Source organism: Rhodococcus marinonascens NBRC 14363 (genome assembly GCF_001894885.1).
GTDB lineage: Bacteria > Actinomycetota > Actinomycetes > Mycobacteriales > Mycobacteriaceae > Rhodococcus_F > Rhodococcus_F marinonascens.
This window is the reverse complement of the sequence record NZ_BCXB01000004.1, coordinates 62,221-82,894: the sequence shown is the minus strand read 5'-3', so window position 1 is coordinate 82,894 and position 20,674 is coordinate 62,221. Positions and strand designations below refer to the sequence as shown.

15 protein-coding genes and 1 tRNA gene are annotated in these 20,674 nt (G+C 64.8%); 7 read left to right on the top strand and 9 right to left on the bottom strand.

Annotated features, from left to right (window positions below):
• Positions 1–37: 37 nt before the first annotated feature.
• The 7 genes from RM2_RS05395 to RM2_RS05365 form a co-directional block, all read right to left on the bottom strand.
• Positions 38–724 (bottom strand): DUF8010 domain-containing protein, encoded by a 687-nt coding sequence (locus RM2_RS05395; protein WP_072687817.1) that lies wholly within the window; start codon positions 722–724, stop codon positions 38–40.
• Positions 717–1,151 (bottom strand): acyl-CoA thioesterase, encoded by a 435-nt coding sequence (locus RM2_RS05390; RefSeq protein WP_281250400.1) that lies wholly within the window; start codon positions 1,149–1,151, stop codon positions 717–719. Before RM2_RS05390 ends, RM2_RS05395 begins: the two co-directional genes overlap by 8 nt.
• Entirely contained in the window at positions 1,148–6,052 is a 4,905-nt protein-coding gene (locus RM2_RS05385) for an NAD-glutamate dehydrogenase (protein ID WP_072687815.1), read from the bottom strand. The genes RM2_RS05390 and RM2_RS05385 overlap by 4 nt, the downstream gene beginning before the upstream one ends.
• A gap of 107 nt (positions 6,053–6,159) precedes the next feature.
• Positions 6,160–6,582, bottom strand: coding sequence for an acyl-CoA thioesterase (locus tag RM2_RS05380; protein ID WP_072687903.1), 423 nt, complete (start codon positions 6,580–6,582; stop codon positions 6,160–6,162).
• Between the two features lie 19 nt (positions 6,583–6,601).
• Positions 6,602–8,281 (bottom strand): energy-dependent translational throttle protein EttA, encoded by a 1,680-nt coding sequence (ettA, locus tag RM2_RS05375; RefSeq protein WP_072687814.1) that lies wholly within the window; start codon positions 8,279–8,281, stop codon positions 6,602–6,604.
• A 125-nt stretch (positions 8,282–8,406) separates the two neighbouring features.
• A complete protein-coding gene (locus RM2_RS25070) occupies positions 8,407–8,985 on the bottom strand; it encodes a single-stranded DNA-binding protein (RefSeq protein ID WP_084721647.1) in 579 nt (192 codons plus the stop codon).
• Positions 8,986–9,157: 172 nt separating this feature from the next.
• Complete coding sequence (locus RM2_RS05365; RefSeq protein ID WP_072687813.1) at positions 9,158–11,182, bottom strand: bifunctional copper resistance protein CopD/cytochrome c oxidase assembly protein; 2,025 nt, start codon at positions 11,180–11,182, stop codon at positions 9,158–9,160.
• Positions 11,183–11,392: 210 nt separating this feature from the next.
• On the opposite strand from RM2_RS05365, the gene RM2_RS05360 reads away from it, so the two are divergent.
• Positions 11,393–11,465, top strand: a tRNA-Arg gene (locus tag RM2_RS05360).
• Here RM2_RS05360 and RM2_RS25840 read toward each other — a convergent pair.
• Positions 11,427–12,965 carry an MFS transporter gene (locus RM2_RS25840; RefSeq protein WP_084721653.1) on the bottom strand — a complete coding sequence of 513 codons (1,539 nt, stop codon included), beginning with the start codon at positions 12,963–12,965 and terminating at the stop codon, positions 11,427–11,429. The genes RM2_RS05360 and RM2_RS25840 overlap by 39 nt on opposite strands.
• A gap of 359 nt (positions 12,966–13,324) precedes the next feature.
• Here RM2_RS25840 and RM2_RS05350 point away from each other — a divergent pair, with 359 nt between their 5' ends.
• The 4 genes from RM2_RS05350 (at position 13,325) to RM2_RS05335 (ending at position 16,606) form a co-directional block, all read left to right on the top strand.
• Positions 13,325–14,422 carry a catalase family peroxidase gene (locus RM2_RS05350; protein WP_072687812.1) on the top strand — a complete coding sequence of 366 codons (1,098 nt, stop codon included), beginning with the start codon at positions 13,325–13,327 and terminating at the stop codon, positions 14,420–14,422.
• On the top strand, positions 14,412–15,005 hold the full coding sequence (locus RM2_RS05345; RefSeq protein ID WP_072687811.1) for a cytochrome b: 594 nt from the start codon (positions 14,412–14,414) through the stop codon (positions 15,003–15,005). The genes RM2_RS05350 and RM2_RS05345 overlap by 11 nt, the downstream gene beginning before the upstream one ends.
• 94 nt (positions 15,006–15,099) lie before the next feature.
• Complete coding sequence (locus tag RM2_RS05340; RefSeq protein ID WP_072687810.1) at positions 15,100–15,951, top strand: alpha/beta fold hydrolase; 852 nt, start codon at positions 15,100–15,102, stop codon at positions 15,949–15,951.
• Positions 15,952–16,027: 76 nt separating this feature from the next.
• Positions 16,028–16,606, top strand: a complete 579-nt coding sequence (locus tag RM2_RS05335; protein WP_072687809.1) for a type 2 periplasmic-binding domain-containing protein — start codon at positions 16,028–16,030, stop codon at positions 16,604–16,606.
• On the opposite strand, the gene RM2_RS05330 is transcribed toward RM2_RS05335, so the two are convergent.
• The gene (locus RM2_RS05330) at positions 16,603–18,036 is read right to left on the bottom strand and encodes an MFS transporter (protein ID WP_373863287.1); all 1,434 of its coding nucleotides are present in this window, start codon (positions 18,034–18,036) and stop codon (positions 16,603–16,605) included. The two genes, RM2_RS05335 and RM2_RS05330, sit on opposite strands and share 4 nt — an antisense overlap.
• A 14-nt stretch (positions 18,037–18,050) precedes the next feature.
• On the opposite strand from RM2_RS05330, the gene RM2_RS05325 reads away from it, so the two are divergent.
• Positions 18,051–18,584 carry a PadR family transcriptional regulator gene (locus tag RM2_RS05325; protein WP_072687902.1) on the top strand — a complete coding sequence of 178 codons (534 nt, stop codon included), beginning with the start codon at positions 18,051–18,053 and terminating at the stop codon, positions 18,582–18,584.
• A gap of 12 nt (positions 18,585–18,596) precedes the next feature.
• Complete coding sequence (locus tag RM2_RS05320; RefSeq protein WP_072687807.1) at positions 18,597–20,621, top strand: NADPH-dependent 2,4-dienoyl-CoA reductase; 2,025 nt, start codon at positions 18,597–18,599, stop codon at positions 20,619–20,621.
• The last annotated feature ends 53 nt before the right edge of the window (positions 20,622–20,674 follow it).

Here is a 20,674-nt window from a genome sequence, read left to right as displayed (position 1 = left end):
CTCGCAACCAGCACGCTCCGGACGACCTGACCCCGCCCTAACGCTTCACCGACAGCGGGATCCCACCGCCCCGGCGGCGATATACCGACCCGAACCTGGCGTCCACCCTCAGCCACGACGGCGTCGCTCGAACTCGCACCAGTTCGGCGGCGGCGATGCGCTCGAGTTCGATGTCGGCCGTCAACCGGTCCGAACCCGCGTGCGGGATGAACCCCATCGCGGTGAGCGCGAACACCACCCGCATCGGAATGCCGGCCTTCTGGTTTGCGCCCTCTACCTGCAGCACCTCCTGATCGAGTAGAGACGCAGGTGGTCCGTGGCTGCTGCCGTGCTCCTGGGCCAGCGCGGCCCCACGCTGCGCGAGGTCCACCAGAACCCGGGCCGGGACATCGTCGACGTGGACGAACCCTTCTGCCGGTGGGAGGGTGCCCCGCCATGCCGAATCCATCGAGAATCCCGGATCGATATCGCGACCCACCGCGGATTCGAGAGCTGCGAGCAGTTGATCGCCCGCCGCGGACGTGTCGTCCGGGATGATCGTCCCGCCCACGGTGCGCACCACGAGTGCGTCGAAACCGGTTGCCGCCCACACGGTCAGTCGGCCGGGGCCACGCTGACAGAGCCGGACTACCGCCGATTCATCCAACCTGACGACCCGTCCCACGAACGTGGCGAGATCACCGCGCTCCGCGGGATCCGGGATCGACAGAACGCGCTCATACACGCTGCCAACTCTTCAGGTATCCGCGTTCGCCGTCGGTGAGCCTGCGCAACCGCTGAGTGTCGACGTCGAACGCCGCGATCTGCGTGGAAGCGATGATCGATGGAGGAACCGAGATGCCGACGCCTTTGGGACGGACCTCGTAACAGATCGTGAAGTCGACGGCCCGAACCTTCTCCACCCACATCAGCACGTCGAGCGGCGAATCGCTGTGCCGAAGTTGCCCGCGGTACCGCACGTGTAGATCCGCGACGACCGCACCGTCACGCAAGGTGACAGTCGGACGATCGTCCTCGAACAGCCACGGAATCCGTGCCTCTTCCAGCAACGTCACCATTCGAGCGTGGTTGATGTGCTGAAAGACGTCCATGTCCGACCAGCGAACCTCAACCTCAGCGTGATAGCCCTCAGCGTGATAACCCTCGCTCAACGTCGTACCTCCGATCGGGTGCCCACACCTCGCACCATGCTGCGTACCTGACGCGCCGCCACCGAGAGCGTCGCGAGGTCAAGGGTTCCAGACTCGAAAATTTCGGTGAGGGCGGACCTAGCCCTGCCCAGCCGTGACGCGTTCGTCGATTCCCAGTCGTCGATCTTTTCCTGCGGGGTCTCGTGGGGTTCGCCGCCCATGAGCACTTCCATGGTGAGCTGGCGGAGCGAACCGTAGAGGTCATCGCGCAACGCCAGGCGGGCCAGCGAATGCCAGCGGTCCCCGCGGGCGAGCTTGGACACGGCGGTGAGCAGCCAGTCGATCCCGAGGTGGGCGTCGAGTTCGTAGTACAGCTCGGCCACCTCGTCGATGTCGCGCTCGGCGATGTCCGCGATATCGCTGATGTCGAGCAGGCAGAAGAGGTCCAGCAGCCGGAACACCTCGAATGCGATGTTCTCCGGCGCTCCACGGACGATGAGAGGCCCCGAACGTGCCTCCAGATCCACGAGCTGGTGCCCCTTCACCAGCTTGGGCACCTTCTGTGCGAGCGCTCGGAAATTTGCCGAGTACCGGGCGATTTCCGCCCCGACCGCAAGGGGCTGCGGGCGGTTGGTCAAGAACCAGCGCGACGCGCGGTCGAGAACCCGGCTGGACTCGATGATCAACTCGTCCTCGATGTCGGCCGGCATGTTCGCCGCACGGATCCTGCCCCACACGGCGGGCAGAGCGAAGATCTCGGTGACCGCGGCGTAGGCGCGGATAGCGTCGGTGCTGCTCGCGCCGGCCTCGTCGGCCAGTCGGTACGCGTAGGTGATACCGCCATTGTTGATGGTCTCGTTCGCGAGCATCGTGGCCACGATCTGCCTGCGCAGGGGATGCGCCTTGATCGCAGTGCGGAAACGCTCTCGCAGTACGGTCGGAAAGTACCGCGGGAGCCGGGGCGCGAACGTCTCGCTGTCGGGTAGATCCGTCGCCAGGAGATCATCCTCAAGCGTGAGTTTCACGTGCGCAGTGAGAGTGGCGAGTTCCGGGGACGTCAGTCCCTGCCCTGCCTGTTTTCGGCGGGCGATGTCCTCATCGGTGGGCAAAGCCTCGAGTTTCCGGTCAAGTCCGCGCTGCGACGCCAGGTGCTCGATCTGGCGTCGATTGACACTGAGCCTCGTAACCGCGTGGGCGCGGGCGACACCGAGGAGATCGTTCTGGGCGATGTTGTTGGCAAGCACCAGGTCGGCGACCTCGTCGGTCATCGACGCCAGCAGAGGATTACGTTCGTCCTCGCGCAGTTCGCCGCTGCTGACCAACGAGTCCAGCAAGATCTTGATGTTCACCTCGTGGTCGGAGCAATCGACGCCCGCCGAGTTGTCGATCGCGTCAGTGTTGATCCGTCCGCCGTTCTGGCTGTACTCGATCCGCCCGAGGGAGGTCAATCCGAGGTTGCCGCCCTCTCCCACCACCTTGGCCCGAACGTCGATACCGTCGACGCGCACGGAGTCGTTGCTCTTGTCTCCCACCGCCGCGTTGGTCTCGGTCGACGCCTTGACGTAAGTACCGATCCCGCCGTTCCACAGCAGGTCCACCGGAGCTTGTAGGATCGCCCGGACGAGTTCCGGGGGCGAGAGTTCGGTGATGGTGGTGTCGAGCCCGAGCGCCGCTCTCGCGGAAGCGCTGATCGGGACCGACTTGCGAGTCCGGTCCCACACTCCCCCGCCCTCACTGATGACGCTCTTGTCGTAGTCGGCCCAGGAAGAGCGCGGTAGGACGAACATCCGGGAGCGTTCCGCGAAGGACCTTTCGGCGTCGGGATCGGGGTCGAGGAAGATGTGCCGATGGTCGAATGCGGCGACCAGTCGGATATGCCTGCTCAGCAGCATGCCGTTTCCGAACACGTCGCCGCTCATGTCGCCGACACCGACCACGGTGAATTCCTGCGTCTCGGTATCCAGACTCATCTCACGGAAGTGCCGTTTTACGCTTTCCCAGGCACCGCGCGCGGTGATGCCCATTTTCTTGTGGTCGTAGCCCGCCGACCCGCCGGACGCGAATGCGTCGCCCAGCCAAAAGTTGTATCGTTCGGCAACGGAATTGGCGAGGTCCGAGAACGTTGCGGTGCCCTTGTCCGCGGCGACGACGAGATAGCGGTCGTCGCCGTCGCGGCGCACGACCCGATCGGGTGGGACCACGGCACCGGTGGCGTGATCGACGTTGTCGGTGAGGTCGAGCAGTCCCGAGATGAACGTCCGGTAGCAGTCCTGACCCGCCTGCAGTGCCGCCACCCGGTCCGTGGCCGGATCGCCCGACTCCGACGGCGGATTCTTGACGACGAAACCGCCTTTCGCGCCGACCGGAACGATGACGGCGTTCTTCACTGCCTGCGCCTTCGCCAGTCCCAGAATTTCGGTGCGGAAGTCTTCTCGCCGGTCGGACCAACGAAGACCGCCCCGTGCGACGGACCCGAACCGCAGGTGCACGCCCTCGACTTGGGGTGAGTAGACGAAAATCTCATACTTCGGCCGGGGTTTCGGTAACTCCGGGATCGCGGTCGGATCGAGCTTGAAGGAGAGGTACTTGCGCCGCTCACCCGCCTCGTCTGTGACGAAGTAGTTGGTGCGTAGCGTGGATTTGATCAATCCGAACAGACCGCGCAGGATGCGGTCGGCGTCCAGGCTGACGACGGCGTCGATGTACTTCTTCATCCGATCCTCGAGTTCGGCCACCCGATCGGATGACGGCGTCTCGGGGTCGAACATGGCCTCGAACAACTCGACGAGGGTGAGCGCCGAACGAGGATCGGACAGGGCGACGCCCTCGATGTGGAACTGGCTGTAGAGAAACCCCGCTTGGCGCAAATACTTTGCGTACGTGCGCAGGATCACTGCCTGGCGCCAGTCCATTCCAGCACGCAGAATCAGTTCGTTGAAGCGGTCGGCTTCGGCCCGCCCGAACCACACGGCGGCGAACGCCTCGGTCACCCTTTGCTGCAGTCGCGGTGCCGCCGTCTCTCCCTCCGCCGCCAACTCGGCATCCAGATCCTCCCCTACCGACAACCGGAGCAGTTCCGCCGGCACCGACAGTCCGAAATCGTAGATCCAGCAGGTCATGCCGTCTGGTCGAGGAATCGAATAGGGGCGTTCGTCGAGGACCTCCAGCCCCAGGCTCTGCAACACCGGAAGGACCTGACTGAGCGAGATTCCGTCGCCGCCCACGTACAAGGTCAGACGCCAGTGCCCGACTCGGGCGTCCGGGTCGCGGTAGAGGAGCAGATCGATCGCCCCGGCGGTGAGTGCCTCCAACCGAGCGAGGTCGGCCAGTGCGCGCGACGCTTCGAAATCCTCCTTGTAGCTCTCCGGGAACACCTCGGCATAGCGTTGCGCTAGAACGGGATTCACATCAGGAGTGACCTTCAGGAGATCCTCCAGATGTTCGTCCCAGCTCCGGCTCGCCTCCTCGAGCAATCCCTGAACCCGTTCCCGGTCGGCGTGCGAAAGGTCGAGCTTGTCCCCCTCCTCGCCGGCGCTCTTACGGATAGTGACGTGCAGAAGTGCCAGATCGGATTCGGTAACGCGCGCAGTGTATTCCAATGTGCCGGGACCGAATTCCTGCAACAGAATATCCTGCATGGCCAATCTGACCCGTGTGGTGTAGCGGTCACGCGGCAGGTAGATCAGACACGAGACGAAGCGGCCGAGGAAGTCCTCCCGCAGGAACAGTCGGACCTGCCGCCGCAATCCGATGCTGTGCACGGCGGTGACCGTGTCGAACAGTGTGTCCGCGCTGCTCGAGAAAAGTTCGGTGCGCGGGAACGACTGGATCACCTCGAGCATGGCCTGCCCCGAGAACGAGTTCAACTGGAATCCGGCACGCTCGATCACCGTGCGCACGCGACGTGCGATCACCGGAATGTCGAGAACGTTCTCATGGAAGGCGGTCACGGTGAAGACACCGAGGAAGCGGTGCTCACCGACGATGGCCCCCTCCTCGCCGAGGATGCTCACACCCACGAAGAACGGGTAGACCGCACGATGGACGGTGGCGGGGAACGAACCCTGGGTCAGCACCAGCAGTGGACGGTCAGGAATCTGGGCGGCCGGGGGGAGGCTCATCGGTCCCTCGGTAACCGAGTCGGAGCGCAACAATCCGAGTCCGCTGCCCGGCACGACATGCAGGCGCCGCTCCCCGGAACTGTCCGGCTCACCGAGCTCGAATCGTCGGTATCCCAGCGCCGCGTAATTGCCTTGCGACATCCACCGGAGAAGGTCGGCACAGTCCTCGAGGTCCTCTTTCGTCGTCCCGGGACGCGGCGCGGACCGCTCGAGGTCGTCGGCAAGATCGCGTTCGAGTTTGCGCATGGTGTCGGTGTCGAGAACCACCTGACGCACGTCTTCGAGGATGGTGCCGATTTCCTTGTCGAGGCTGTCGAGAACTGCGGATTCGGTTCGCGGATCGAGCTGCACATGAATCCACGATTCGGTGGTGCTGCCCTCACCTGCACCCTTACCCCTGTCGCCCAACAGAATTCCGTGAAGTCCCCCATCCGGTTCGCGTTGCACGGAGATGATGGGGTGGACGAATTCACTGATGCCGATGCCGAGTCGATTGAGCAGCGTGGTAATCGATTCCACAAGCAATGGCATGTCGTCTGTGACGATCTGCACGGATGCACCCAGATCGTGCCCGTCGCCCGGACGGTAGACCCGGGTCACCGCTTGTCCCGGGTGACGCTGCAGAGCAAGCTTGAGATGCGCAGCGAGTACGGCGTCAGAGGTGCCGTTGAGTGCACTGTCGCTGTCGCCGCGGTCGACATGACGAAAGTACATGGCGGCGAGCGTCGGCACCTGAGACCTCAGCCCGTCGGGCAGATCCCGTGCCCATTGCGCATCGCTCAGTGCTACCGAGTCCGTCATCAATGCTCACTTTCTCTTCGTTCCGTTTGCAGAGGGCAACTCTCCACGAGGGTAGCCTCCGCAAACGGAACGAACAGTGGACATCGGGTGTCGGCCGCCGCCTTGCGTCAGCAGACGCGGACCGGCGCGAGGTAACGCTCGAGTCCGGCCCGCTCCGCATCCGACAGTGGGCGCGAACGTTCCTTCTTCACGTCGAACGCGACCAAGAGAGCGTCTCCCGTCCCACAGACGGCGCCGTGCCTGTTCGTGATGACGTGGTGGATCGTGTACGACGACGTACCGACATCCACCACCGTGACGTCCACCTTCAGCGGCCCGGAGTCGTCGCTGATCGGGCGCAGAAAATCCACGTCCATCTTGCGCACCACCATGGCCCCGGCACGGGCGCCGACGGCCGCCAGTTCCGACGACAGGAAGTGCGCCCGCGCTTCCTGCATATACTCCACGAATCGAGTGTTGTTGACATGACCCAGCCGGTCGGAGTCGCCCCACCGGACCTGGATCTCATACGTGAAGACCCTCTTTTTCACCGGGTCTGATTTCACTGGGTCAGTCCCTCGTCAGCTTCCGGTGGGTGACGCGATGCGGACGCGCTGCGTCCGGTCCGAGACGCTCGACCTTGTTGGCCTCGTAGCCCTCGAAGTTGCCCTCGTACCAGTACCAGGCAGCCTCGTTATCACCGAAGCCACCTTCCCACGCGAGGATGTGCGTGCATGTGCGGTCGAGGAACCAGCGGTCGTGGGAGATCACGACGGCACAGCCCGGGAACAGTTCCAGCGCGTTCTCGAGCGAGCCGAGAGTCTCGACGTCGAGGTCGTTGGTCGGCTCGTCGAGCAGGATCAGGTTGCCGCCCTGCTTGAGCGTCATCGCAAGATTCAGGCGGTTGCGTTCACCACCGGAGAGCACACCCGCCGGCTTCTGCTGGTCGTGACCTTTGAAACCGAACGAGCTGATGTACGCGCGCGAGGGCATCTCCGTCTGACCGACGACAATGTGGTCGAGACCGTCGGACACGACCTCCCACACCGACTTGGTCGGATCGATGCCCGCACGGTTCTGATCGACGTAGCTCAGCTTCACGGTCTGCCCGACCTTCACCTCGCCGCCGTCGGGCTCCTCGAGGCCGACGATCGTCTTGAACAGCGTGGTCTTACCCACACCGTTGGGACCGATCACGCCGACGATGCCGTTGCGGGGCAGGGTGAACGACAGATCCTTGATCAGGACCCGGCCGTCGAAGCCCTTGTCGAGATTCGAGACCTCGACCACCACGTCGCCCAGGCGCGGCGGTGCAGGGATCTGAATTTCGTCGAAGTCGAGCTTGCGGGTCTTCTCCGCTTCGTTGGCCATTTCCTCGTAGCGGTCGAGGCGGGCCTTGTTCTTGGCCTGGCGTGCCTTCGCGCCCGACCGGACCCATGCGAGCTCATCCTTGAGTCGCTTCTGTAGCTTCTGGTCCTTCTTGCCCTGGACTTCGAGGCGGGCAGACTTCTGCTCCAGGTAGGTGGAGTAGTTGCCCTCGTACGGAAACAGGCGGCCGCGGTCGACCTCGCAGATCCACTGCGCGACGTGGTCGAGGAAGTACCGATCGTGCGTGACGGCCAGGATCGCGCCGGGGTACGCCGCCAGGTGCTGCTCGAGCCACAGGACGCTCTCCGCGTCGAGGTGGTTGGTGGGCTCGTCGAGCAGGAGCAGATCGGGCTTGCTGAGAAGTAACTTGCAGAGTGCGACGCGGCGTTTCTCACCACCGGAGAGGTGAGTGGTCATCTCTTCCGGCGGCGGACAACGCAGCGCGTCCATCGCCTGCTCGAGTTGGGAGTCGATCTCCCAGGCGTCGGCGTGGTCGAGCTTCTCCTGAAGCTCGCCCATCTCCTCCATCAGTTCGTCGGAGTAGTCGGTGGCCATCAGCTCGGCGATCTCGTTGTACCGCTTGAGCTGGACCATTGTCTCGCCCATGCCCTCCTCGACGTTCTCACGAACCGTCTTGGTCTCGTCCAGTTGCGGCTCCTGCATGAGGATCCCGACGGACGCACCCGGAGCGAGGAATGCTTCACCGTTGCCCGGCTGATCCAGCCCCGCCATGATCTTGAGGATGCTGGACTTACCCGCGCCGTTCGGTCCGACCACACCGATCTTGGCGCCGGGGTAGAAGCTCATCGTGACGTCATCGAGGATGACCTTGTCACCGTGCGCCTTGCGCACCTTCTTCATCGTGTAAATGAACTCAGCCATGGGGCCAGCCTAGTGGTGTGGCGCAGCGATCCCGCATCGCGGAGGGTCGACGACATGATCAGGCACTTCCCGGGTAAGCACCGGCGCCCCGGACGTCGCGGGAGACGCCGGCACCCTCGCGCAGGCTATGCGACGAGCGACTCGCTCGCCGAAGTTTCCGCGTCCGTGACCGCGGTGTCTTCAGGGGCGGTGTCGTGGTGAGCGGTGTCGTCAGGTGCGGTGTCGTCAGGTGCGGTGTCGCCAGGTGCGGTGTCGTCGGGTGCGGTGTCGTCGGGTGCGGTGTCGTCGGGTGCGGTGTCGTCGGGTGCGGTATCAAGCTGAGCGGCGTCGGCGGAACCCTTTCGGCGCTCCCGTTCGACGACGGCGACGCACCGCGAGAGGTCGGGTCCGATGGCGGTTGCGCTGAGCTCGAGGCCGGATCGGGCGATACCGTCACGCGTCGTGTACTCCGTGGTGCGCAGTTCACCAGTGACGATCACGGGATCACCTTTCGCGATCGACCGGACGACACCTGCCATCAGCCGCCGCCGGCAGGTCACTGCGAGGTACAGCGTGCTGCCGTCGCGCCACTCCCCCGTCGTGAAGTCGCGCCGCCGGACCGTACTCACCATCCGGAAGCTCAGGAACTCTTCGCCCGCCGTGTTCGCCCGTGCGACAGGGCCGGTGATGACCGTTCCGACGACGGTGCCGTGGGTTTCGTACATGCGAATCCCCCTGTGAGTGTGGCTGGTTACCTTCTCTCACAGCGTGCCTTCCGCCACCCGCCGTTTCGACCGTCGCCCGGAATCTGTGGAGAAGTCGGCGGGGTGTGCACAACCCGCCGACGAACGTCGCAGAAACTCGAAACCTGTCGCAAGCGCGTGCTACGGGGTCCAGTCACGACTCTCGATCGCGGCGCGCCAACTCGGCGAACATCGCGTTGTGCGCAGCCAGATCCGCGTCGTCGTCGCGATCGGCAGCCCGGTCGACGCGCCGTGCGGTGCGACCGTCGCTGCGGGACCATTGAATGAGCAGCGCCATCATCACCAACATCAGGGGAATCTCGCCCGTCGCCCATGCGATGCTGCCGCCGAGTTGCTGGTTACCCAATAGGTCGGAGTTCCAGCCGAGGCCGAGTGAACGGTAGAACGACTCGCCCATGACCGTATTCATGCTCATCAGCGCGACGCCGAAGAATGCGTGGAACGGCAGAGATCCGAACACCATCGCGAGTTTCGTCACCGGCATCAACTTGCGTGGTGACGGGTCGATGCCGACAGCGACCCAGTAGAATAGATACCCGCTCAGGAGGAAGTGAAGGTTCATCAGGACGTGCGCGGTGTGCGAGTCCACGGTGGCGCCGAAGATCCCCCCGAGGTACAGCGCGTAGAAGCCGCCCACGAACAGCGAGGCGGCGACCACGGGATGGGTGATGAACCGGGAGAACGTGCTGTGCAGAGCCGTCAGGATCCATTCACGCAGACCAGGCACACCGTTCTTACCTGCCGGATCGAGCGAACGTAAGGCAAGCGTGATCGGCGCTCCGAGGACCAGCAGAACCGGTGCCAGCATTGACAACGCCATGTGCGAACCCATGTGCACGCTGAACACCGCAGGTGCGTAGCGACCCACACCGGACGAGGTCGCGACGAGCAGCACCGCGCACCCGCACATCCACGCCACGGTCCGACCAACCGGCCAACTGTCGCCGCGGCGGCGGAGTTTCCGCAATCCGAGCACGTAGACGAGGGCGAGCACAATCGCCGCAGTGCCGTAGAGGAGGTCGAATCGCCAGTCCAGCATCAGGCGCCCGAACGTCGGCGGCCCTGGCAGGTTGTAGCCGAGTTCGACCTCGGCGAGGGTAGGCACGGCACTGGGTGCGGGTGGAGGTGTGCGGCCGAGCCCGACGGCGAGACCGATCGTCGCGCCGAAAACCATGGCCTCGGCGCCCGCGAACCGGATCAGGTTGCCTCGGCTCGTCGGATCCTTCTGGAGCGCGGGCAGAGCCCGACGGCGCTGCGCCCAGCCGAATATGCCAAGGATGACGAGGGCCACAGCCTTGGCCACCACGAGGCGGCCGTACGTCGTGTCGAAGAAGTCACCGATCGGGACGCGAACGAGCGCGTTCACCACTCCGCTGACGGCCATGACGACGAAGCAGATACCGGCGACCGCAGAAAACCGTCGCGCCGCGACTTCGGTGTACGCACCACCTCGCCGCGCATGGGCCAGGAGCGCGAAAAGTCCGCCTGCCCACAGCGACGCCGCGACGAGGTGGAGAATCAAGCTGTTCGTCGCCATATCGTGCGAACCGCCCGCAGACGAGTGCCCGGTCAACGCCAGCGGCATCAGGCCGAGGATCGCGACTGCCAGGAGAATCGGCGTCCACCACCAGCGCAGCACCAGCCGCGACGCGATCGCGACGACGATGGCGATGATCGCGGTCCAGCGCCACACACTCGCGAGTTCGACCTGATCGATCGACCTGAAGACGTTGCTCGGCTTGGCCGCCTCGGAGAAGGGTTGTCCGGACGTATCCGACAGCGAAAGCGGGACCAGGACCAGAGCGGTCGCAGCCCACACGATCGCGGCGTGCGACGCCGTCCGGACCGCACGGTAGCCGTCCACGTCCAGGACCCCCGACTTCTGCGGTGGCACGAAAAACGCCGCAAGTAGCAGGGACCCGATCGTGATGACGGCGGCAATCTCCGACACTGCCCGCATCGCCGGCAGCCCATAGGTGGTGATCGGGCCAGGGTCCGGAATCCCCAGCAGTACGAGCGCCTGCGCAGCGGAAAGACCGACCACGATAGCCGCGACCAGGCCGGCGATGAGTCCGCCGACAACGAACAGGGCGGACGAATCGCCCCGGTTCGGGGGCAGTGATTCCGCATCGGACTTCGCGAGCAGGGGTGTAGCCATGCAACAAGGGTAGGACCTACGACAACACGTCGGAGACGCGAGTGTGCGAGCTAACCTGGATGTGTAGCCGTCCACGGGGAAAGCGAGGCTGACATGGCTTTCTTTCCGATGCTCATTGGAACTACTACTGCCTGCGCCGACCATCGGCTGACGACACACACGGCACAGCCCGATCGGAGCGCTCGGGGCGGCAGGTAATATTTGTTCCGCGCCTCCGTAGCTCAGGGGATAGAGCAAGAGCCTTCTAATCTCTTGGTCGCAGGTTCGAATCCTGCCGGGGGCACCGAACAGTGAGGTCACAGGGTTCAGTGGCGTAGGACGAGGTCACCAACGCTCCCTCGGCGTCGGGCGGCAGCGTTCGCTGTAACCGCCCGAGCGCGAACAGCATCACGGACATGACTATTGGGAACAGCGCGAACACGAAGAACGTCGACTGAGCACTGAACCCCCAGTCCATGATGGCGCCGGCGAGCCAGGGGCCGAGCATCGCCCCCACCTTGGAGACCGACAGCGCCCAGGCGCCTCCGTTCGCACGCAGCGACGGCCGATAGAAGATCACCGAGAGACTGTGCATACCGCCGTGCGCCCCGATTACCAGAAAGTTCGCCACCAGCAAGACGACGATGTACGCCGTCGGCCCCAGCGGAAGCAGCCCGATCAGCAGCAGGCAGGGCACCGCCAGCATCGGCACGACCGCAATCGTGCCGATGCCCTTGTTGTCGAGGAACCTGCTGATCACCAGCTGACCGACGGCGCCGGAGATGGCGGTCGCCGCAGCGATCGTCGCCGCCGCACCGATGGAATAGCCCAGCCGCTCATTGAGAATCGGTCCCCAGAAGGCAAGGTAGAAGATGACCGCCGCGGAGCAGGCGTACGCGATCCACATCAGCGAGGTGATCCGGGCCAGCGGACCCCGAAACAGCTGCGCGGGAGTGAACCGCCCGTCGTCCACTTCGCCGGAGCCCACCACGAACCTGGTGCCCTCCGGAAAGCGGGACCCGGGTAGCACCCGGGTCATGATCTCGGCGATCCGCCGCTGACTCATCCCCCGCTGCGCCAGGAACTTCACCGACTCGGGAAGCATCAGCGCCACCGGGATCACCGCCAGAAGCGACACGATCCCCCCGGCGACGAACACCGACTGCCAACCGAAGCGCGGGATCAGCAGATTCGACACCGGGGCACCGGTGGCGCTGCCGAGGCTGTAGCCGAGCATGATGATCCCCACCGAGGTAGACCGGAAGCGTGACGGGGCGAACTCGGTGTTCAGCGCCCAGATGAGTGGCAGGACGCCGCCGAGGAAGAAACCGGCGGCGAACCTCAGGGTCACCAACTGGGCGTAGTTCTGGGACAGGGCCAGCAGCAGCACGAAGGCGCCGAAGCCCACGATCGACACCATGATCGAGGGCCGCCGACCGATCAGGTCACCGAGGTACCCCCGCGACAGACAACCGATGAGCGTGCCGAGCAGTCCCACCGTCCCCAGCATCCCGAGCTCGGAGTCGCTCAGTTCGAACGAAGCCTTGATGTACCTTCCGGCGAACGAGGTGATCTGCGAATCGAACCCGACCAGGAATGTGATGACCCAGGAAACCACGAACAGCGACAACCAGAAGCGGCCGGGTTTCTGCTGTTCGATCAGAGGTCCCACGTCGACCGTCGGTGGCGTGGTGCTCGGATTCGAAACTGCCACTGCGTCATCCTTATGCGCGTCGGGTGGACCAGAAGCGGACGGCAACGAAGGCCCGTGATGAGGGGAGCCGTGACTTAGGCGGCTGGACATCACGCCTCATCGCCGCCTACGAGATTAGCGCAGCCTCGCCTTATTGGCTGGTCCCGCAAGCCCACCGAATCGCCTACGAATCCGGCAGGGATGGCATCGCAATCTCGGTGCTCACCGTCAGCGGCGGTTGCCGAGCACATCTCACCTGGTCAAGCAGGCGGCGAAGCCATCGCCGGAGACCGGCACGTAGGCTAGATTTTCCCGGGCAGTCGGCGCCGACCACCTCCGGCTGGCAAGACGATATCGCCTACGCCGGTCGGTCGACTGAGGGAGAATTGACGTGAGCAGATATCGCGACATGATCCGGTGTGCAGGGCTCGCGGTGACTGTCACCGCCGCGAGAGTGGCAGGGAGAATCCATGAGCGATGACAGTAAACGAAATGCGCCCTCGGCACTCGGTCGCCGCAGCGTCCTGATCGGTCTCGCTGCTCTAGGCGGAATCGCCGCAGTGGATGTAGGCGGTTTCCTGTACGCGGGAGGCTGGTTGACGCCCGGTAGGTTGACTCCGCCACGATTCACCGATCGATTCGAGCAGGTATTCGGCAAGCACGACGGGTTCCGGCGCAATCATGCCAAGGGACTGAGCGCCTCCGGATACTTCACCAGCAACGGGGCCGGGGCCGAGATATCCAAGGCGGTGGTCTTCCGGCCCGGCCAGTTCCCGGTGGAGGGCCGGTTCTCGCTGTCCGGCGGCGTTCCCGACGTGGCTGACGCGAATGCCACCGTACGAGGTCTGGGCTTGCTGTTCACGTTGCCCAACGGTGAACAGTGGCGCACCGCGATGGTCAACATCCCGGTCTTCCTAGACAACACCCCGGAAGGGTTCTTCGAGCGAATACTCGCATCCAAGACCGATCCGGACACCGGAAGACCCGATCCGGAGAAAATGGCGGCGTTCTTGGCCAGGCATCCCGAGACCGCCGCAGCGATGGAAATCATCGGACAACAACCGCGCAGCTCCGGATTCGACAACAGCACCTTCCATGGGCTCAACGCGTTCCGCTTCACCGACAGCGCCGGGGCCATCCGTCCGGTGCGCTGGATGGTCGTCCCCGAGCAACCGTTCGTGCCCGCGGACCCGGTACCACCGCCCGGCAGGGATTACCTCTTCGACGCCCTGATCCGCACGGTCGCGAACACACCCCTGCACTGGCGCCTGATTCTCACGATCGGCCAACCCGGCGACCCGACCAACGACGCCACCGCGCCATGGCCGCCACACCGGCACTCCATCGACGCCGGCAGAGTGACAATCGACTCGGTACAGACCGAAGAGCAGGGCAACGCGCGGGATATCAACTTCGACCCGCTCATTCTTCCGGACGGCATCGCGCGGTCGGACGATCCACTGCTCAGCGCACGGTCGGCGGTCTACGCCAGATCCTTCTTGCGCAGGTCCAGTGAGCCCAAACAGCCCAGCGAAGTCAACGTCGAGAGGGTGCTCGATGAACGATAAGCCGATCGGCCGAACCCCACGGTTCGCTCTCCCTTCCCGACTGCTGCACTGGGCCATGGCGGTCATGGTCATCGCCCAGCTCTTCATCGGCGTCACCATGGTGGCCTCGCTGGCCAACTACAACCTGCTGCAGGCCATCCACCGGCCGCTGGGGATCGCGATCCTGATCTTCGTCGTGGTCCGCATCGGGAACCGGCTGTTGCACAAGCCACCCCCATTCCTGTCCACGATGCGCCCCTGGGAACGTCGTGTGGCGACACGGTCGGAACAGCTGCTCTACGCACTGCTGGTCGTACAGCCGCTGGTCGGATGGGCCATGCTCTCGAGCGCGGGAGTTCCGATCGTGCTCTTCGGACAACTGCACCTTCCGGGAATCGCACCGCACAACACGAGCGTGTACGCCGTGCTGTGGTATTCCCACGCAACCCTGGCGTACCTGCTGTTCGCGACATTCACCGCCCACATGTGCGCGATCTTGTTCCACACCCTCGTGATCCGCGACCGCATCCTCGACCGCATGGCCCTATGGCCCACCCCCGGAACGAAACCGGCGGCGGAGCCTGTGGCGGAGCCAACTGATTGACCACACATCGAACATGTCCACGGAGGCGGACCGTCCTCGGCGCGGCCCGCTGGAATCGCGACCGACCCCAGCACCAACGTCGTAAGGTGTCGGCATGCTGTCAACCTCTGAACACGCCCAGATCGCCGTCGGCGACCTGACATTCGATGTCGTCATCAACGGTCCGGCTGACGGTGACGCCGTCGTTCTCCTGCACGGGTTTCCGGAAAGTGCCGCGGCGTGGGAACCGGTCACCGAACTGCTGGGCGGATCCGGTCTTCGGACCTACGCGCCGAACCAGCGCGGGTACTCGGCCGGTGCGCGGCCCGAGGGCGTCGACGCGTACCGGATCGACCATCTCGTCGCCGACGTCATCGGACTCCTCGACGCCCTCGATCTCGACACCGCTCATCTCGTCGGCCACGACTGGGGTGCCACCGTCGCCTGGGCCGTCGCCGCCCGGCACCCCGACCGCGTCAAATCCCTCACCGCCGTCTCCGTACCGCATCTCGCCGCATTCGGCCGGGCTTTGCGTGAGGACAAGGACCAGCAGGAGCGCTCGAGCTACATAGGTCTCCTGAGAATGGAAGGCAAGGCCGAGCAGGTCCTCCTCGACGAGAACGCACGTCGCCTGCGCGCGATGTTCGGTGACGCCGTCGCACCGAGGTTGGTCGACGAGCACGTCGCACTGCTCACCCAACCGGGCGCCCTGACCGGCGCGCTGAACTATTACCGCGCCATGTCGCGCGACCTCGACCAGACCCCCGCCGTCACAGTCCCCACCACCTACCTCTGGAGCACCGGCGACACGGCACTGGGGCGCGCGGGAGCCGAGATGTGTGGCGAGTTCGTCGATGCACCGTACGAATTCATCGTGCTGGAAGACGCTACGCACTGGATTCCCGAGCAGCGACCGGACGAACTCGCGAAGGCGATCCTGAAGCGCACCGGGACCACACCCGACTGAAGTCCGACGTTCCCACTCCAGGGCGTTCCTTCTGGTTTGATGTCAGTACGCGTCTCGCGCACCCGGGGAGGGAATCATGAGTGGTATCGCAATCTTGTTGGTCGGAGCAGTTCTGTGCTTCGCCGGTATCGGTTCACTGCACATCGCGGTTCTCGCCTCCGGTTTCGGACTCGGCTGGCTCCTGGCTGACCTGTTGTCGCTGTCGATCGGGACGACGTTCTTGGTCGGGTTGATCGGTGCGGTCGTGGCGTGGGCGGCCACCACGCTGATCTTCAAATTCGCCGCATTCTTTATCGGGATCATCACCGGTGCCGTGATCGGCGCGAAGCTGAGTCGCGTCCTTCAACCGGATGACGCCAGTTGGCTTCTGAGCGGAGTCGTAATCGTCGCGCTGGCCGTTGCCTGCGGTTTCACCGCCGACCGGTACCGCGCGCGAGCGCTGTTGTGGCTGACCGCGCTCGGTGGAGCCAGCATGGTGGCGTCAGGACTCGGCCTGGCCATCAGCCCCTTGAGTTTCCTTGACGACCCGAACGAGGGCGCCGAGCAGGTGTTCACGACGCTGATCTGGATCGCGCTGGCGACCGCAGGCTGGTTTACGCAACGGCGACTCTTCCCGGACAAACTGCGCATCGACGACGACCGGGCGAAGCGCTAGTCGCGGCCCGGCGCCTGCACTACCAACAGCGCGGCGAGTCCGATCGCGATCACGACCAGCAAGCCGAGGATGCCGCCGCGGTCCGCCGCGAACCAGTATGCAAACAGCCCGAACAGGCTCGGCGACAGGAACGAGACCGCACGCCCGGTCGTCGCATAGAGACCGAACATCTGCCCCTCGCGGCCGGACGGCGTGATCCTGGCCAGGAACGTGCGTGACGATGACTGCGCCGGACCGACAAACACGCACAGAAGCAGTCCGAAGAGCCAGAACATTGCGGGGCCCGACACCAGCATCAGGACGACGCCGACAACTAGCATCGCGATCAGCGAGGTCACGATCACCGTCTTGGGCCCGACCTTGTCGTCGAAGCGCCCCGCCGTCAGGGCGCCGATGGCGGCGACCACGTTGGCCGCGACGCCGAACAGCAGCACGTCGGCGACGCCGATGCCGTACACGTTGACGGCCAGAACTGCACCGAACGTGAAGACACCCGCCAACCCGTCCCGAAACAGCGCACTGGCCACCAGGAAATAGACGGTGCGCCGGTCGGCGGACCAGAGCTCGCGCAGATCTCGGCCCAGCACCCGGTACGACTCGACGAAACCCGCCTTGTCTGCGCCGGGATCGGCCTGCGGACGGGGCAACTCGGGAACCTTCAGCAGCACCGGAATCGCGAACACCGCGAGCCAGACGGCGGCCAGCAACGCCACCATCCGGATGTTCATCCCGCCGTCGGTGGTCAGCCCCAGAAACCCCCGGTGATCGCCGTCGCCGGCGATGAATCCGAAATAGCACAGCAGCAGGAGCACGATGCCACCGAAGTAACCCATCGACCAGCCGAACCCGGATACCCGGCCGATATTCGCCGGCGTCGACACCTGGCGGAGCATCGCGTTGTAGGGAACGTTGGCCAGTTCGAAGATCACCGAACCCACGGCGAGTAGCACCAAACCGAGCCACAGGTACTGATAGGAGTCGCGCACGAAGAACATCGCCGCCATGGAGGCGACCGTCGCGAACGTGAGGGCGCCGAGCGCCCACTTTCGTCGTCCTGCAGCATCGAATCGCTGTCCCGTGACGGGCGCGAGCACGGCGATGAAGAATCCCGCGATCCCGAGCGACCACCCGAGCCAGGCGCTCGCGGAGATGGATCCCGGCAGATCCTTCCCCACGGAGTCGGTGAGGTAGACGGAAAAGACGAACGTCAGAATCACGGCGTTGAACGCGGCCGAACCCCAGTCCCACAAGCCCCAGGCGACAACCTGCCGGCGCGTCGCGACCTCGCCGATGCCGGCCGGCGGACGAACGTCGGTGCTCATGCCCGCGAGCCTAGGCGAGCGGAAGGGACGTTCGGGCAGATCTGAAGCTTCGACCGTCCGGCGAATCCCAAAACCTGTGCACCGGGTTGCATACTCACCTCGTTGCATACATACTTCTGCTCGTGGCACTCGAACATGCGCTGCTCGTCTCCCTGACCGAACATTCCGGGTCGGGCTACGAATTGGCGCGCCGGTTCGACAAGTCCATCGGCTTCTTCCAGACCGCCACCCACCAGCAGATCTATCGCGTGCTCAAGCGTATGGACGAGTCCGGATGGGTGGACGCCGAGGTCGTGGCGCAGGACAGCAGACCGGACAAGAAGGTGTATCGGGTCAGTGCCGCCGGGAATGCGGAACTCGAACGCTGGATCGCCGAGCCGACAGAACCCAACCACCTGCGCAACGAACTGGCCGTAAAGATTCGCGCAGCCCGGCACGGTGACCTCGCCGCGCTCACCGCCGAGGTCGCCCGCCACCGTGACGGCCACGCGGCCCGGCTCGAGGTCTACCGCATGATCGAAAAGCGCGACTTTCCCAGCCCAAACCAGCTTTCCGGGCCGACCCTCCACCAGTACCTCGTCCTACGCGGTGGGATCCGCGTAGAAGAGGGGTTCGCCGACTGGTGTCAAGAAGTACTCGACGCGCTCTCACAGTAAGGACACGCCGCAATGACACAGTTCCCCCAACTCCTCGCCCCCCTGGACCTCGGCTTCACGACATTGAAGAACCGAGTGATCATGGGCTCGATGCACACGGGTCTCGAAGACCGCGCCAAGGACGTCCCACGGCTGGCCGAATACTTCGCCGAGCGCGCCCGCGGCGGTGTCGCATTGATCGTCACCGGCGGATACGCTCCCAACCGCACGGGCTGGCTGGCACCGTTCGGCGCCAAGCTCAGCAACCGCTTCGAGGCCCGACGGCACCTCGCGATCACCAAAGCGGTGCACGACGAGGGCGGCAAGATCGCCCTGCAGGTCCTGCACGCCGGCCGCTACAGCTATCAGCCGTTCAGCGTCTCCGCCTCGTCGATCAAAGCCCCAATCAACCCGATCCGCCCTCGTAGACTCACCGACCGGGGTGTGCGCTGGCAAATCCGCAACTATGTGCGCTGCGCGCGGTTAGCACAGAAGGCAAACTACGACGGCGTCGAGATCATGGGCGGCGAAGGCTACTTCATCAACCAGTTCCTGTGCGAGCGCACCAACAAGCGCACGGACAAGTGGGGTGGCACCTCTGAGAACCGTCGTCGGATGGCTGTCGAAATCGTCCGCCGCACCCGTGCCGCAGTCGGCCCGAACTTCATCATCATTTTCCGCCTGTCGATGGCAGACCTCGTCGAGGGTGGCCAGACGTGGGACGAGATCGTCGCGCTGGCAAAGGAAGTCGAGTCCGCCGGCGCCACCATCATCAATACCGACATCGGCTGGCACGAGGCCCGTATTCCCACGATCGTGACGTCGGTGCCCCGGGCCGCGTTCGCCGACATCACCGGCAAGCTCGAGAAGCACGTGAGCATCCCGGTGGCGGCTTCGAACCGGATCAACATGCCCGAGGTCGCGGAAGAAATCCTCACCCGCGGTGACGCCCAACTGATCTCGATGGCCCGTCCGATGCTTGCCGACCCCGACTGGGTTCGCAAGGCCGAGGCTGGACACCCAGACGAGATCAACACGTGCATCGCCTGCAACCAGGCCTGCCTCGACCACGCCTTCGCCCGCAAGCACGTGTCCTGCCTACTCAATCCACGCGCGGGCCGCGAAACGGAACTCATCCTCTCCCCCACCAGAACCACCAAGAGTGTCGCCGTCGTCGGAGCCGGCCCCGCCGGGCTATCCGCCGCCCTGGGCCTGGCCCAGCGAGGCCACTCGGTGACGCTCTTCGAGGCGGACTCGCAGATCGGCGGCCAGTTCGGGATCGCCCGCAAGATTCCCGGCAAGGAGGAGTTCGCAGAGACGATCCGCTACTACAACCGCCAACTTCCTCTCGCCGGCGTCGACGTCCGCCTCGACACTCGTGTCGGCGCAGCCGAACTCGTCGGCAACTTCGACGAGGTGATCGTCGCAACCGGCGTGACGCCGCGCGTCCCGACCATCCCGGGTATCGACCACCCGAAGGTCCTGACATATCCGGAGGTCGTGAGGGGTGGCAGGCCCGTCGGAAAGTCGGTCGCGGTGATCGGTGCCGGTGGTATCGGCGTCGACGTCAGCGAGTTCCTCACTCACGAGCACTCCCCCACCCTCGACCTGAAGGAGTGGAAGCAGGAGTGGGGTGTCACCGATCCCGAAGCCGCAGCGGGTGCCCTCACCACACCCAAACCCTCACCGTCCCCGCGCGAGGTGTACCTGTTGCAGCGCAAGGCCGGCCGGATCGGGGCAGGCCTCGCGAAGACCACCGGTTGGGTCCACCGCGCCGCACTGAAGAACAAGGGCGTGCAGGAACTCTCCGGCGTCAACTATGAGCGGATCGACGACGACGGCCTGCACATCACGTTCGGCGAGAAGCGTGAGAACGCGCGTACCCTCCCCGTCGACAACGTCGTCATCTGCGCAGGTCAGGAGTCTGTGCGTGACCTCGTTGACGAGTTGACCGTCGCCGGTGTCACCACCCACGTCATCGGTGGTGCCGACGTCGCCGCCGAACTCGACGCCAAGCGCGCGATCGAGCAGGGCACCCGTCTCGCGGCGCGAATCTGACCCAACGATTTTTCGGTGCAGGCCCGGTCCTTCAGGTCCTCCGATAGCCGATC

Coding starts and splice junctions, on each gene's coding strand:
- RM2_RS05385 (WP_072687815.1), bottom strand. CDS start 6,052: ATGACGGACTCGGTAGCACTGAGCGATGCGCAATGGGCACGGGATCTG.
- ettA (WP_072687814.1), bottom strand. CDS start 8,281: ATGGCTGAGTTCATTTACACGATGAAGAAGGTGCGCAAGGCGCACGGT.
- RM2_RS25070 (WP_084721647.1), bottom strand. CDS start 8,985: ATGTACGAAACCCACGGCACCGTCGTCGGAACGGTCATCACCGGCCCT.
- RM2_RS05365 (WP_072687813.1), bottom strand. CDS start 11,182: ATGGCTACACCCCTGCTCGCGAAGTCCGATGCGGAATCACTGCCCCCG.
- RM2_RS25840 (WP_084721653.1), bottom strand. CDS start 12,965: ATGTCCAGCCGCCTAAGTCACGGCTCCCCTCATCACGGGCCTTCGTTG.
- RM2_RS05350 (WP_072687812.1), top strand. CDS start 13,325: ATGAGCGATGACAGTAAACGAAATGCGCCCTCGGCACTCGGTCGCCGC.
- RM2_RS05345 (WP_072687811.1), top strand. CDS start 14,412: ATGAACGATAAGCCGATCGGCCGAACCCCACGGTTCGCTCTCCCTTCC.
- RM2_RS05340 (WP_072687810.1), top strand. CDS start 15,100: ATGCTGTCAACCTCTGAACACGCCCAGATCGCCGTCGGCGACCTGACA.
- RM2_RS05335 (WP_072687809.1), top strand. CDS start 16,028: ATGAGTGGTATCGCAATCTTGTTGGTCGGAGCAGTTCTGTGCTTCGCC.
- RM2_RS05330 (WP_373863287.1), bottom strand. CDS start 18,036: ATGCAACGAGGTGAGTATGCAACCCGGTGCACAGGTTTTGGGATTCGC.
- RM2_RS05320 (WP_072687807.1), top strand. CDS start 18,597: ATGACACAGTTCCCCCAACTCCTCGCCCCCCTGGACCTCGGCTTCACG.